The organism is Streptosporangium sp. NPDC050148 (assembly GCF_055586505.1).
Genome location: NZ_JBVJIA010000002.1, coordinates 1 through 13,301 on the forward strand (window position 1 = coordinate 1; position 13,301 = coordinate 13,301).

The window sequence follows — 13,301 nt, forward strand, 5'->3', positions numbered from 1 at the left end:
CCCGGGAGACGACCGGGTTGATAGGCTGGAAGTGGAAGCGCAGTAATGTGTGGAGCTGACCAGTACTAATAGGCCGAGGACTTGACCACAAAGCATCATGCTCGCGTCCACTACGCAATTCTGAAACAACAAACAGGTGTTTGTGTGTTTCATAGGGTTACGGCGGTTATGGCGAAGGGGAAACACCCGGTTACATTCCGAACCCGGAAGTTAAGCTCTTCAGCGCCGATGGTACTGCACCGGGGACGGTGTGGGAGAGTAGGTCACCGCCGGACAATCTTTCGAAAGCCCCCACCCGTTGGTGGGGGCTTTCGTGTTTCCCGGGGTGCTTTCTTGCTTCCCGAGGGTTCTTTCCCGGGGGGTTCTTCTGGCCTTGGTGGGGTTGTTCTCCTGCGGGCCCCTGGCTTTTCTGCGGGGGCCTTTTCTGGACGTGTCCTGGGAGGGCGAGGCGAGAGTGTGTCGTCACGCGTCCCAGGCCCCGTATGACGTACCCACCTCATACGCCCCTTCGGTGGCATCGGAGAAGGGCTCGTGGAGTTTCGGGAGCTTGCTAGGCTGGAGGAGCCGGGCCACCCCACCAGCGGGTGGCCTTCGTCGCGCCGGACCACGATAGGGCGGGGCAGCGATAGCGAACGGGGCGCACCCCGCGGCCGGAAACCGCCCACACGGCGAATGCCCCATCCGATCGAAGAGATGGGACGCGCTCGCAGAGTGAGCCAACGAATGGACCAGAAGTGAACAGTGACAGCGGGCGCGACGACGCGGGCCGACGAGAAGAGAGCGAGAACCGCGGATCTGGCGGTCAGGGAGGCTACCGCGGCGATCGCGCGGGTGGCGACAGGGGACGTCCGGGAGACGGTCCCCGATATGGTGAGCGCCGCGAAGGGCGCCCGAGTGGTTCCTACGGCTCTCGCGATCGTGGCGACAGGCCGTCCTACAACCGGGACGACCGCGGCGCCGGCCGTCCTCCGTTCAACCGTGACGACCGTGGTTCGGGGCGCCCCCCGTTCAACCGTGACGACCGTCCGGGCGGCGGGCAGAGGCCCTCAGGGCCGCGTGAAGGCGGCCAGCGTTCCTATGGTGACCGCGATCAGAGTCGCGGAGGTTCCTACGGCTCTCGTGACCGTGGTGACAGGCCGTCCTACAACCGGGACGACCGCCCGCCGTTCAACCGCGACAACCGCGGCGGCGACCGTGGAGAGCGTCCTCCGTTCAACCGTGATGCTCGTGGTGGCGGGGATCGTCCCTCGTTCAACCGCGATGATCGTGGTGGGAGTCGTTCGTACGGTGATCGGGATCAGTCGCGTGAGCGTTATGGTTCGCGTCCTGACGGGGAGCGTAAGCCGTTCAACCGTGATGACCGCGGATCGGGCCGGCCCCCGGCCGGTCGCGATGACCGTGGTGGGAGTCGTCCCCCGTTCAACCGTGACGACCGTCCCGGTGGCGGTTACCGGGGTGACCGTGGGGACCGCCCCTCCTACAACCGTGGCGGAGAGCGTCCCCCCTTCAACCGCGACGATCGCGGTGGGAGCCGTCCTCCGTTCAACCGTGACGACCGTGGCGGGGACCGCCCCTCCTACAACCGTGACGACCGTGGCGGCGAGCGCAGGCCGTTCAACCGCGACGACCGCGGATCCGGGCGTCCTCCGTTCAACCGTGACGATCGTCCCGGTGGTGGCTACCGCGGCGGCGACCGTGGAGAGCGTCCTCCGTTCAACCGTGATGCTCGTGGTGGCGGGGATCGTCCCTCGTTCAACCGCGATGATCGTGGTGGGAGTCGTTCGTACGGTGATCGGGATCAGTCGCGTGAGCGTTATGGTTCGCGTCCTGACGGGGAGCGTAAGCCGTTCAACCGTGATGACCGCGGATCGGGCCGGCCCCCGGCCGGTCGCGATGACCGTGGTGGGAGTCGTCCCCCGTTCAACCGTGACGACCGTCCCGGTGGCGGTTACCGGGGTGACCGTGGGGACCGCCCTTCCTACAACCGCGACGACCGCGGGGGGGACCGCCCCTCCTACAACCGTGGCGGAGAGCGTCCCCCCTTCAACCGCGACGATCGCGGTGGGAGCCGTCCTCCGTTCAACCGCGACGACCGTGGCTCCGGGCGTCCCCCGTTCAACCGCGATGATCGTGGTGGGAGCCCTTCGTACGGTGATCGTGATCAGTCGCGTGAGCGTTATGGTTCGCGTCCCGACGGGGAGCGCAAGCCGTTCAACCGCGACGATCGCGGATCCGGCCGGCCCCCGTTCAACCGTGACGACCGCGGTTCAGGCCGGCCGTCCTTCAACCGCGACGACCGCGGTGGGAGTCGTCCTCCGTTCAACCGTGACGACCGTGGCGGGGACCGCCCCTCCTACAACCGTGACGACCGTGGCGGCGAGCGCAGGCCGTTCAACCGCGACGACCGGCCCGGCGGACGCCCCTTCGGTGACCGCGACGGTGAGGGGTCCCGTACCCGCTATGGCCGCGACGACCGGTTCGGCGGCCAGGAGGAGGCTCCCCGCCAGCGTGAGGAACTGCCGGAGCTCGCTCCGGACATCACCGCGGAGGAACTCGACAAGGAGATCCGCGAGGAGCTGCGCTCCCTCCCGCTGGATCTCGCCGATCTGATCTCGCGTCACCTGGTGGCGGCGGAGAGGGCCCTCGGCGAGGACGACGCGGAGCGGGCGTACGAGCACACCAAGGTCGCACGGCGTTTCGCGGCCAGGATCGGCGTGATCCGTGAGGCCGTGGGCATCGCCGCCTACCGTGCCGGTCACTTCGCCGAGGCGCTCAGCGACCTGCGCGCGGCTCGCCGGATGACGGGGTCCGACTCCTTCCTGCCGGTCATGGCCGACTGCGAGCGCGGTCTCGGGCGGCCCGAACGCGCCCTCGATCTGGTCCGCTCCAAGGAGGCCGAGCGGCTGGACCGCGTCGGCAAGATCGAACTGGCCATCGTGGAGTCCGGTGCCCGCAGGGATCTCGGCCAGAACGACGCGGCGGTCATCACCCTTCAGCGTCTTCCCGAGCTGCGGGACACGCGCCCCCAGCCCTGGTCGGCCCGTCTGGCGTTCGCGTACGCCGACGCGCTGGCCGCAGCCGGACACGAGGAGCCCGCGACCGAGTGGTTCGGCCGTGCGATGGCCTTCGACGAGGACGGTGAGACCGACGCGGCCGAGCGCTACGCGGAGCTGACCGGATCCGTCATCGAGGATCTCGAAGAGGACGAGGACGACGAGGCGATCGACGCCGGAGACGCCCTCGCCGACGACGAGATCGACGCCGGGGACACCGGGAATCTCGGAGAGACCGGAGTCATCGAGGACACCGACGATGACGACGATGTGCCCGCCGCCGATGACGTGCTCACCGTCGAGGACGACGAGGACGAGGACGACGAGGAGCACGGCGACGCCCCCCTGGGCGCGGACGCCGATGACGACGATCTCGAGGATCTCGAAGATCTCGACGACGAGGATGACGACGACCACGACGACGAGGAAGAGGACGACCGGTCCGTGACCGGAGAGGTTCCGGCCGGCGGGTCCACCGCCGACGCCGGCCCTTCGGGGGACGAGCCTTCCACGGAGGCGGCCGAGTCCGGGACCCGGGAGAAGACCGAGCCCAAGGTCCAGAAGGCCGGCAAGGCCGACCTCGTCGGACCGGCGTTCATCGAGCCCGACTTCGGGGACATTCTCAGCGATGTCCCTGACATCGACCCCGATGACGAGGACGAGATCGGCCCTGGCCGGGACGGCGACTCCGGCCGCGCTCACCGGAGCAGGAACGACAAGAAGTAGTCCAGAACGGCCTCGTACCGCCGCGGAGACGGTTCACCGCTCCGCGGCGGTACGAGACATGCCCGTGACGGACGAGATCCCGTGACGGCCCGGGACGTCCCGTGACGGCACGATCCCGTACCGATCCGGACGTCCCACAAGGGTGTCCGCCCGTGGCCTGCCGTCGAGGACGGAGGCCACGGGTCCCTCAGGGCTGGACCCGGTTCAGCCAGTGCAGGATCCCGGCCACGTTGGACGGGGCGCCGCTGAGCAGTTCGAACTGCTCGGCGGTCGTCTCGTCCCCCCTCAGGGCGGCGTAGCGGTCGCGGGTACGGTCCCTGACCATGGCCACGGCGTGGTCCAGGTCCATTCCCTCCGCGTGGGCCTGCCGGGTCAGGTCGACCCAGACGCGCAGCTCCTCGGCGGAGCGCCCGAGCGTCTCCTCCACGTCCGTGACCGGGCCGTAGTGGCTGAAGAGCAGCCGTTGCGGCCCCAGTGCCTCGAACAGGGCGATGGAGTCCAGCGCGGTCTGCAGGTCGAAGTCCGGTGGGGGCGTGGCGGGCCGCAGGTCGCCGGTCTCCGGAAGGTAGACGCCGGCCGCGTCTCCCACGTACAGGTCACCGGTGCCCGAGTCGACGAGCCCCACGTGGTGCTTGGCGTGCCCGGGGGAGTAGTGACTGCTCAGCGTGCGCCCGTTGCCGAGGTCGATGGAGCCGGTGTCGCCGAGCGCACGGATCCTGGACGCCTCGGTGGGGGACAGCTCGCCGAACAGGACGTCCAGCTTGTCACCCCAGACCATGCGGGCACTGCTCATCAGCCTGGACGGGTCGGCGAGGTGCCGGGCGCCCTTCTCGTGCACCACGATCTCCGCGTCCGGGTAGAAACCGGCGATGTCGCCGACCCCTCCCGCATGGTCCAGGTGGATGTGCGTGACGACGACCGTGGCGAGGTCCCGAGGGCCGACGCCCAGGGAGGTCAGGGCGTCGCAGACCACGGGGGCGGAGGTGGAGGTGCCGGTCTCCACCAGGCAGGGCCGGTCCCCGAGGATCAGGTAACCGGCCGTGATGCCGGAGTACCCGGCCATTCTCGTGTCGATCTCATAGACGTCTCCGCCGAGGGCGGTGATGTTATCCACGGGTCACCTCATCAATGGAACCGGCGTCTCCGGAACAGTATTCGGCTCTTTGGGTGCGTCTCCCGGAGTGGCGACGCGGAAAGGTCCCCGAATCGCTCAAGGGGCCGGATCCCCGGCCGGCGCGGGCGTCCCGGAGCCGGACGTCTCCACGGGGGTGAGCAGGCGAAGCACCAGGCCGGTCCGGGGCTTGGGGCCGAACGAGGTGGACTTGCGGGGCACCCGTTCCCCCTGGGCCGCGACCGCGAGCACGTCGTCGACCGCCAGCGGGCGCAGCAGCACGGCCGTCCCGCCACAGGCCCGCGCGAGCCGTACGGCGGCCTCCGGGTCGTGGTGGACGATGTGCACTGACCGCTCGTCGTCGTCCGTCCCCCACACCTTGGGAAGCAGGAACTCGGCCAGGACGGACGTGTTCAGCGCCCGCCAGCCGGCCGACCGGCCCGGGGGCATGGCGTGCTCGAGCTGGTCGGGGTCGGGGTCGCTGAGCAGGTGGACGAGGTCTCCGCCGGCCAGCAGGTAGGCCGGTCCGGTGGTCTTCTCCAGCGCGGCCAGCCCTTCGTCCAGGTCGGCGTGTTCCTGTACCCGCCAGGAGCCCCTGGCCTTGGTCAGCGCCTCCTCGGGCGGCAGGCCCGGGACGACCCGGTGGATGGCCTTGAGGTTGGGCGGGTAGGCGGTGGAGTCCACCAGGAGGGCGAGGCCGAAGTCCCACGGCCCGGGTTCCACGGAGACGGAGCCTGAGGAGCCCGGCGTCCCTCCCGCACCGGCCGTCCCGGTGACCCCGGGCCTCCCGGCCTCCTCGCCGCCCGTCGCCGCCCGGTGCTCACGCTGGAGCTCCAGGTAGGTGGCGTAGCGGTGGTGCCCGTCGGCGATGAGGGCCTGCCTGGGGCGGAGGTCGGCGTCGATCGAGGCGAGTTCCTCCGCGTCGATGACGGCCCACAGCCGGTGCCGGAGGCCGTCGGAGGTCTCCGCCTCCGCCAGCGGCGGCCGGGAGGCGGCGATCCGGTCGACGAGGTGGGTGGTGGCGCCCCCCGCGCCGTCGTAGAGCAGGAAGATGGGCTCCAGGTTGGCCTCGGTGGTGCTCATCAGTGCCAGCCGGTCCGCGACCGGGCCGGGCAGGACGTCCTCGTGCGGCAGGATGATGTTCGACTCCGGCCCGGCCAGCCCCACATCCCCGATGAGCCCGCGCTGCAGGATCCCGGGCCCGGACTGCTCGTACACGTAGAGGGCGGGCCTGTCGTCGGCGGCCAGCACTCCCGAGGAGAGCCATTCGTGGAGCGTCGCGCGCGCCTCGGCGTATCTGTGGCGGTCGGAGCCGGGAAGGATCAAACGCACCACGTTGTTGGGATGGGTGTCGAGCAGCTCTCGCACCCCGGCCTCGTCGATGAGGTCGTAGGGCGGGGAGGTGACCCCGGCCAGATCGTCGACCGTGAACCGTATTCCGCGGAACGGGCGTAGCACCAGCCCGTCAGGTACCGGCAGTTCAGGATTCGCCATAGAGGGCATGCTGCCATAAAGGCCAGAACCGGCCGGGAGCCACTTCAAGGCCGTGGTGGTGTCCGGCCCCCCGTCTGGAATCGGCCGGATCGGTCAGATCTGTCGTCTGTCGATGAAGGAGGCCTCACACGATGGTCCAGGGACGTGGCGGTCCGTCCGATTCCCCCGGTCCCGAGACGGGAACGCCGGTCGGGGACGTCTACGAATGGTTTCAACGAGGGATGAGGCTGCTGTCCGAGGGCAGCCCCGCGGCCGCGGCCGCGCTTCTGGAGCGGGCGGCCGACGCTGAGCCGGAGTCGCGCAGCGTCCGCGAGGCCCTCGCCCGGGCACAGTTCAACTCCCGCCAGTACGCCGACGCGGCCGACAGCTTCCGCTGGATCATCGACGCCAATCCGGCCGAGGACTACGCGTACTTCGGCCTGGGGCTGTCCCTGTGGCGGACCGGGGACATGGAGGGGGCGCAGGAGCCCCTGGCCATCGCCGTGGCCATGCGGCCCGACCTGCGGCACTACGTCTCCGCCCTGAAGAGCGTGCGCGCCACGCTGCGCGCCCGCCGGATGTGATCCGGGCCGCGCGCTCGTCCACCCGACCCCCGTCCCGACCCCCGAAATCCCCGCCCCCTGAACCCTCCGGCACCACCCCGACCCCCGAAATCCCCGCCTCCCGAACCTTCCGGCACCACCCGCCGCCCGCCACCCGCCCGGCATTCGCCGCCCCCGGCCCCCGCTCTCGTCCCGGGTGGTCCACCGGCCCCGGATGATCCACGAAGTCGCGGGTGATCCATCCACGATGCGGTGACGAGTGATGGAATGGGCCGGTGGACACGAATACGCTGATCGACTCCTATGACACCCTCCTGCTGGATCTCGACGGGGTGGTGTACCTCGGGCGCGCGGCCGTACCCGGGGCTCCGGAGTCCCTGCGCGAGGCGGCCGAGCGGGGCGTGCGCCTGGCGTACGTCACCAACAACGCCTCGCGCACCCCGGCGGCCATCGCCCAGCACCTGAGTGATCTGGGCGCCCCGGCGACCGCCGAGGACGTCGTCACCTCGGCCCAGGCCGCGGCGCGGCTCGTGGCCGAGCGGTTCGGGCCGGGCGCCGCGGTCCTGGTGGTGGGCGGCATGGGGCTGCGCGTCGCGCTGCGCGCCCACGGCCTGCGGCCGGTCAGCACCGCCAGGGACGCCCCGGTGGCCGTCGTCCAGGGCATGGCCCTCGACCTCTCCTACGGGCTGCTGGCCGAGGGGGCGCTCGCGGTGCGCGGTGGCGCGCTCTTCGTGGCCGCGAACACCGACTCGACGCTGCCGACGGCCAGGGGCGAGCTTCCCGGCAACGGCTCGATGGTCAGGGTGATCGCCACGGCGACCGGGGTGGAGCCGGTCGTGGCGGGCAAGCCCGCGCCGCCGCTGCACCGCGAGTCGATGCTCCGTACCGGATCACGGCGGCCCCTGGTGGTCGGCGACCGGCTCGACACCGACATCGAGGGGGCGACCAACGCGGGCGTCGACAGCCTGCTGGTGCTGACCGGCGTGGCGACCCCGCTGGACCTGCTGACCGCCGAGCCCCGCCACCGCCCCACCTACGTCGCCGCCGACCTGTCGGCGCTGCACCTGCCCTATCCGGAGGTACGGAGCACCGAACGGGGATGGGTCTGCCAGGGCTGGACGGCCCGCTGGGAGGGGGACGCGCTGGCCCTGGAGGGGGAGGGCGACCCGCTCGACGGGCTCCGGGTGGCCTCCGCGGCGACCTGGGAGGCGGTGGGCGACGAACGGGCGGACGAGGACGCGGTCAAGGTGGCGCTGGACGCCGTCCTGCCCCCACGGGGCCCCGCCGCCACCAGCTGACCACCCCCGCCGGCCTCGTCCGCACGCCGGCCGTCCCCGCCCGCCGATCCCGTCGGCCGTTCCCGTCCGGGTCCCCGGCCCGACCTCGTCCGCGCTCGCCGAGCGTCCCCGTCGCCCCGGCCGTCGCACCGGGGCTCCGGGGACGTCCTCAGAGGAGCCTGCGCAGGCGCAGGAGGTCGCCGAAGCTGGCGTCGATCTTGACTCGGCCGCCGAAGACGGCGCGTCCCATGTCGAGCTCCCCGTTCACCAGGGAGACCAGGTCGTCGCTGCCGATGGTCAGTTTCACCTCGGCCCTGCGGTCGTCGCCCGGCGCCAGGTCCTCGAAGGGACCGAGGCCGCCGTGGTGGAGACGGCCGTAGAAGGTGACGCCCAGATCCTTGACGTGGCAGCTGATGCTGCGTTCGACCACGTGCCTGGCGCGGCTCTCCTGGTCGACCTCGTCGAACTGCTCGCCGAGTTTGCGCAGTGCCGTCCGGCACTCGTCGACGGTCGCCATCGCGTCGCGCTCCCTTCTCCTGCCGGACCGGCCCGGATCCCTCTCAGGTACGGACGGTAGCGTTCCATACGGGGAAGGCCGCAGTCCGGCGCGGGGGTGCCGGGAAAAGGATGCTCCCCATGACGTACGGCCCGTCCGGGCCGGACGGTGCCCGTCCCGACGAGATGACAACGATCGGATCGCCGGGATGGTTCGCGCCCGCCCCGATCCCGCCGGGCGTTCCGCCGATTTTCGGAACGTCCCCGGGGACGGGCCCGCGACCGCGCAGGGGAACGGCCCCGGACACGCTCCGGAAGGCGTCCGGGACACGGGAACACGGACAGGCGGGACACGGACAGGCGGGACACGGGACCGGCGCCGGTGCGACGGGCGACGCGGGTTCCGATACGGTCGGGGAGTTCAGGCGCGGCACCGGCGGGCGCCGTGCCCGCGTGACGACCCGTACGCCCCGCCGGCGCCGTCCGCGGGCCCGCCCGCGGTCACATGGCCCGGATGGGCGGGCCGACCGGCCGGGGACGGGTACGGGACTGCCGTACGGGACGACCGCGGCACGAGAAGCGACCGGGAGAGGTTCCGGAGGGGACACATGACGGACCTGCTGGAGGAGACCGGCGACGGGCGGGCGGACGCCGCGCTGAGCGGCCTGGCCCGGCTCGGCGCCCTGCCCGTCTCCGCGCACGCGGACGTCTTCGAGGAGGTGTTCACCGGGCTGGAGCACGCGCTCGCCTCGGTGGACGACCGGCCGGGCACGCCCGGCCGGGACGCGGAACGGCCGGGCGAGGCGGGGGAGCGGCACCGGTGAGCAGGCGGGCACGTCTCGACAGCGAACTGGTCCGCCGCAAGCTCGCGCGCTCCCGGGAGCAGGCGGCCCAGCTCATCGAGGCCGGGCGGGTCAGCGTCGGCGGCAGGACGGCGGAGAAGCCCGCGACCCAGGTCGACACGGCCTCGGCGATCGTGGTCGCGGAGGCGGCCGAGGGGCCCGACTACGTCTCGCGGGGGGCGCACAAGCTCCTCGGGGCGCTGGAGGCGTTCGGCCCCCGGGGGCTCACCGTGGCGGGCCGGCGCTGCCTGGACGCGGGGGCCTCGACCGGTGGCTTCACCGACGTGCTGCTGCGCGCCGGGGCCGAGCACGTGCTGGCCGTCGACGTCGGGTACGGCCAGCTCGCGTGGTCGCTGCGGACCGACGACAGGGTCACGGTGATGGAGCGCGTCAACGTCAGGGACCTGATCCCGGAGCTGGTCGGCGAGCCGCCCCCCACGCTGATCGTCGGAGACCTCTCCTTCATCTCCCTGCGGCTGGTGCTGCCCGCCCTGACGCGCTGCGCGGCCGGGCGGGCGGACTTCGCGATGCTGGTCAAGCCCCAGTTCGAGGTCGGCAGGGAACGGGTGGGCGCGGGCGGGGTCGTCCGGGATCCCGCGCTGCGGGCCGAGTCCGTGCGGGAGGTGGCCCGATCCGCGGGGACGCTCGGCCTGGAGGTGCGGGGGGTCACCGCGAGCCCGCTGCCGGGCCCGTCGGGCAACGTCGAGTACGTCCTGTGGCTCGGCAAGGGGGAGGGGCCCCCACCGGTCGCCGACCTCGACGCCGAGATCGAGCGCGCGGTACGGGAGGGTCCCCGGTAGAAAGGAACCTCCACCGGAAGGTGCCGGCGCGAGGCCCCCGGCCGGAGGGCGTCCCGCGGGGGCGCCTTCAGGGGAGGGGCCTGCCATAGGGTCCCCTTCGGGTGGGAAGGCTCGTGGACGGGTTCCGACGCAAGGCCGGCGGGAGGGCCACGACAGGTGGCGACCCGGGAGAGTGAGACACATGACTGCCAAGCGCACCGTGCTGGTCACCGCGCACACCGGGCGGGAGGCGGCGGTCGACAGCGCCCGGATGGTGATCGGGCGGTTCGTGGACGCCGGGCTGACCGTGCGCGTCCTCAGCGCCGAGGCCGACGAGATCGCCTGCGCCGGGGCCGACGTGGTTCCCGCGGGCTCGGCGGCGGTCGACGACGCCGAGATGATGATCGTGCTCGGCGGTGACGGGAGCCTGCTGCGGGCGGCCGAGCTGGCGCGCCCGGCCGGGGTGCCGCTGCTGGGCGTCAACCTCGGCCACGTGGGCTTCCTGGCCGAGGCCGAGGTCGAGGACCTGGCGGAGGCGGTCGACAGCGTGGTGGAGGGCCGCTACGACGTCGAGGAGCGGATGACCATCGAGGTCACGGCCCGCCTCAACGGCAAGCTGCTGGCCGACAGCTGGGCGCTGAACGAGGCCACCGTCGAGAAGAGCGAGCGGATGCTGGAGGTGGTCGCCGAGATCGACGGACGGCCGCTGTCGCGGTGGGGGTGCGACGGGGTGATCTGCGCCACGCCGACGGGTTCGACCGCGTACGCGTTCTCGGCGGGCGGCCCGGTCGTCTGGCCCGAGGTGGAGGCGCTGCTGCTGGTCCCGATCAGCGCGCACGCCCTGTTCGCCCGGCCCCTGGTGGTCTCGCCGCGGTCCAGGCTCGCGCTGGAGGTCCAGCCGGACACGGCCGGCGCGGTGCTGTGGTGCGACGGCCGCCGCAGGTTCGACCTGCCCGCGGGCGCGAGGGTGGAGCTCAGGCGGGCCGCGCTGCCGGTACGGCTGGCCAGGCTGCACGGCCTGGAGGACACCGGGGCGCCGTTCACCGACCGCCTGGTCGCCAAATTCGATCTCCCCGTTCAGGGCTGGCGTGGCCGGGTGAGGCCCTAGTTCGTCCGGGCGAGAGGCCTCCGGAGCGCGTAGGATCGTGCCCGCGCACCGCACTGATGTTCGGTGAACTCGATGTGACGGGAGGGACCAGTGCGACCCAGAGTCGAGGAGGTCCGCATCCAGGGGCTCGGCGTGATCGATGAGGCCGTCCTGGTGTTATCGCCGGGATTCACCGTGGTCACGGGCGAGACGGGTGCGGGCAAGACCATGGTCGTCACCGGTCTGGGGCTGCTGTTCGGCGGTCGGGCCGACCCCGCCCGCGTCCGCCCCGGTTCCGACAGGACCACCATCGAGGGCACGCTGATGATCGACCCGGCCGGCCGGGTCGCCCAGCAGGTGCAGGACCTCGGCGGCCAGGTCGAGGACGGCGAGCTGATCATCTCGCGGACCGTCTCGGTCGAGGGGCGCAGCCGCGCCTGGCTGGGCGGGCGCACCGTCCCGGTCGGCACCCTGACCTACCTCGCCGAGGACCTGGTCGCCGTGCACGGCCAGATGGACCAGCAGCGGCTGCTGCAGGCCGGACGGCAGCGCGCCGCCCTCGACCGCTACGCCGGTGAGGAGCTGGTCAAGCCGCTGCGCGCCTACGAGCAGGCCTACAAGCGGCACCGCAAGGCCGCCGAGCAGCTGGCCGAGCTCACCACCAGGGCCAGGGAACGCGCCCAGGAGGCCGACCAGCTCAGGTTCGGGCTCGGCGAGGTCGAGAAGGCCGATCCCAAGCCCGGCGAGGAGAACGAGCTGCGCGAGGAGGAGGAGCGGCTCTCGCACGCCGACTCCCTGCGCAGCGCCGCCGAGAGCGCGCACCGGGCGCTGCTCGGCGACCCGATGTCGGGCGAGCAGGCCATGCCGGACGCCATCGCGCTGGTCGGCGAGGCCCGCACGGCCGTCGAGGCGGTACGCGACTTCGACCCGGCGCTCTCGGGCATCGCCGACCGGCTCGCCGAGGCGGGTTACCTGATCTCCGACGTGGCGACCGAGCTGGCCGCGTACGCCGAGTCGGTCGACTCCGACCCGGGCCGGCTCGCGGCCGTGCAGGAGCGGCGGGCCGAGCTCATCCACGTCATCCGCAGGTACGGCCAGGACACGCACGAGGTGCTGGCCTGGGCGGCGCGGGCGGCCGCGCGCGTCGCCGAGCTCGACGGCGACGACGACCGCATCGCCGAGCTCACTCGCGAGCAGGAGGAGCTCACCGAGCTGCTCACCGAGCTGGCCGCCGAGCTGACCCGGGTCAGGACGGCGGCGGCGGAGCGGTTCGGGCAGGCGGTGACCGAGGAGCTGACCGCGCTGGCCATGCCGCACGCCCGGGTGGTGGTCGTCATCACCGCCGCCTCCGAGTTCGGCCCGCACGGCGTCGACGAGGTCGAGCTGCGCCTGTCCCCGCACCCGGCCTCGCCGCCGCTGCCGCTGAACAAGGGCGCCTCCGGCGGTGAGCTGAGCCGGGTGATGCTCGCCATCGAGGTGGTGTTCGCCGGCGCCGACCCGGTCCCGACGTTCGTCTTCGACGAGGTCGACGCGGGGGTGGGCGGCAAGGCCGCCGTGGAGATCGGCCGCAGGCTGGCCAGGCTGGCCCGCACCTCGCAGGTGATCGTCGTCACCCACCTGCCGCAGGTGGCGGCCTTCGCCGACCAGCACCTGGTGGTGGAGAAGGCCGACGACGGCAGCGTGGTGCGCAGCGGCGTGATCGCCCTGGACATGGACGGCCGGGCACGGGAGCTGTCCCGGATGCTCGCCGGCCTGGAGGACTCCGAGCTGGGCCGCGCGCACGCGCAGGAGCTGCTGTCGATCGCCGCCGCCGACAAGGCGTGACCGGCGGGCACGTGACGGTGTGAAGGAGCGCCCGCCCCCGGCGTGATCACGGCGTGACGGCCGCAAGGGCG

General features: G+C 72.2%; 11 protein-coding genes and 2 rRNA genes. 9 read left to right on the forward strand and 4 right to left on the reverse strand.

The genetic code is table 11. The features are described from left to right. Together ACZ6RT_RS01790 and rrf are read left to right on the forward strand one after the other, a co-directional pair. Window positions 1-89: ribosomal RNA gene (locus ACZ6RT_RS01790) — 23S ribosomal RNA — on the forward strand; the annotation flags it as partial. 69 nt (window positions 90-158) lie between these two features. Then, a 5S ribosomal RNA gene (rrf, locus tag ACZ6RT_RS01795) occupies window positions 159-275 on the forward strand. 1,992 nt (window positions 276-2,267) lie between these two features. Here the strand turns inward: rrf and ACZ6RT_RS01800 are convergent. Continuing rightward, the gene (locus ACZ6RT_RS01800) at window positions 2,268-2,621 is read right to left on the reverse strand and encodes a hypothetical protein (protein WP_470151880.1); all 354 of its coding nucleotides are present in this window, start codon (window positions 2,619-2,621) and stop codon (window positions 2,268-2,270) included. A 3-nt stretch (window positions 2,622-2,624) separates the two neighbouring features. Between ACZ6RT_RS01800 and ACZ6RT_RS01805 the strand changes: the two genes are divergently transcribed. Next, the gene (locus ACZ6RT_RS01805; protein ID WP_470151882.1) at window positions 2,625-3,779 is read left to right on the forward strand and encodes a hypothetical protein; all 1,155 of its coding nucleotides are present in this window, start codon (window positions 2,625-2,627) and stop codon (window positions 3,777-3,779) included. Between the two features lie 187 nt (window positions 3,780-3,966). Here ACZ6RT_RS01805 and ACZ6RT_RS01810 read toward each other — a convergent pair whose 3' ends face one another. Together ACZ6RT_RS01810 and ACZ6RT_RS01815 are read right to left on the reverse strand one after the other, a co-directional pair. After that, window positions 3,967-4,893: an MBL fold metallo-hydrolase gene (locus tag ACZ6RT_RS01810; RefSeq protein WP_470151883.1), complete on the reverse strand. Its 927-nt coding sequence runs from the start codon at window positions 4,891-4,893 to the stop codon at window positions 3,967-3,969. A 96-nt stretch (window positions 4,894-4,989) separates the two neighbouring features. Then, the gene (locus ACZ6RT_RS01815) at window positions 4,990-6,393 is read right to left on the reverse strand and encodes a DUF1015 family protein (protein WP_470151885.1); all 1,404 of its coding nucleotides are present in this window, start codon (window positions 6,391-6,393) and stop codon (window positions 4,990-4,992) included. Window positions 6,394-6,515: 122 nt separating this feature from the next. Here ACZ6RT_RS01815 and ACZ6RT_RS01820 point away from each other — a divergent pair, with 122 nt between their 5' ends. Next, window positions 6,516-6,947 (forward strand): tetratricopeptide repeat protein, encoded by a 432-nt coding sequence (locus ACZ6RT_RS01820; protein WP_344903551.1) that lies wholly within the window; start codon window positions 6,516-6,518, stop codon window positions 6,945-6,947. A gap of 254 nt (window positions 6,948-7,201) precedes the next feature. Beyond that, window positions 7,202-8,224, forward strand: coding sequence for an HAD-IIA family hydrolase (locus ACZ6RT_RS01825; protein ID WP_399196827.1), 1,023 nt, complete (start codon window positions 7,202-7,204; stop codon window positions 8,222-8,224). Between the two features lie 148 nt (window positions 8,225-8,372). Here ACZ6RT_RS01825 and ACZ6RT_RS01830 read toward each other — a convergent pair whose 3' ends face one another. Next, a complete protein-coding gene (locus ACZ6RT_RS01830) occupies window positions 8,373-8,720 on the reverse strand; it encodes an SCP2 sterol-binding domain-containing protein (protein ID WP_399196828.1) in 348 nt (115 codons plus the stop codon). A 586-nt stretch (window positions 8,721-9,306) separates the two neighbouring features. Here ACZ6RT_RS01830 and ACZ6RT_RS01835 point away from each other — a divergent pair. The 4 genes from ACZ6RT_RS01835 to recN all read left to right on the forward strand — a co-directional run bounded on the left by ACZ6RT_RS01835 (window position 9,307) and on the right by recN (window position 13,230). Then, entirely contained in the window at window positions 9,307-9,522 is a 216-nt protein-coding gene (locus ACZ6RT_RS01835; RefSeq protein ID WP_399196829.1) for a hypothetical protein, read from the forward strand. Further along, on the forward strand, window positions 9,519-10,340 hold the full coding sequence (locus ACZ6RT_RS01840) for a TlyA family RNA methyltransferase (RefSeq protein WP_470151888.1): 822 nt from the start codon (window positions 9,519-9,521) through the stop codon (window positions 10,338-10,340). The genes ACZ6RT_RS01835 and ACZ6RT_RS01840 overlap by 4 nt, the downstream gene beginning before the upstream one ends. Before the next feature lie 181 nt (window positions 10,341-10,521). Further along, on the forward strand, window positions 10,522-11,427 hold the full coding sequence (locus ACZ6RT_RS01845; RefSeq protein WP_399196831.1) for an NAD kinase: 906 nt from the start codon (window positions 10,522-10,524) through the stop codon (window positions 11,425-11,427). 90 nt (window positions 11,428-11,517) lie between these two features. Then, a complete protein-coding gene (recN, locus tag ACZ6RT_RS01850) occupies window positions 11,518-13,230 on the forward strand; it encodes a DNA repair protein RecN (RefSeq protein ID WP_399196832.1) in 1,713 nt (570 codons plus the stop codon). Window positions 13,231-13,301: the final 71 nt, after the last annotated feature.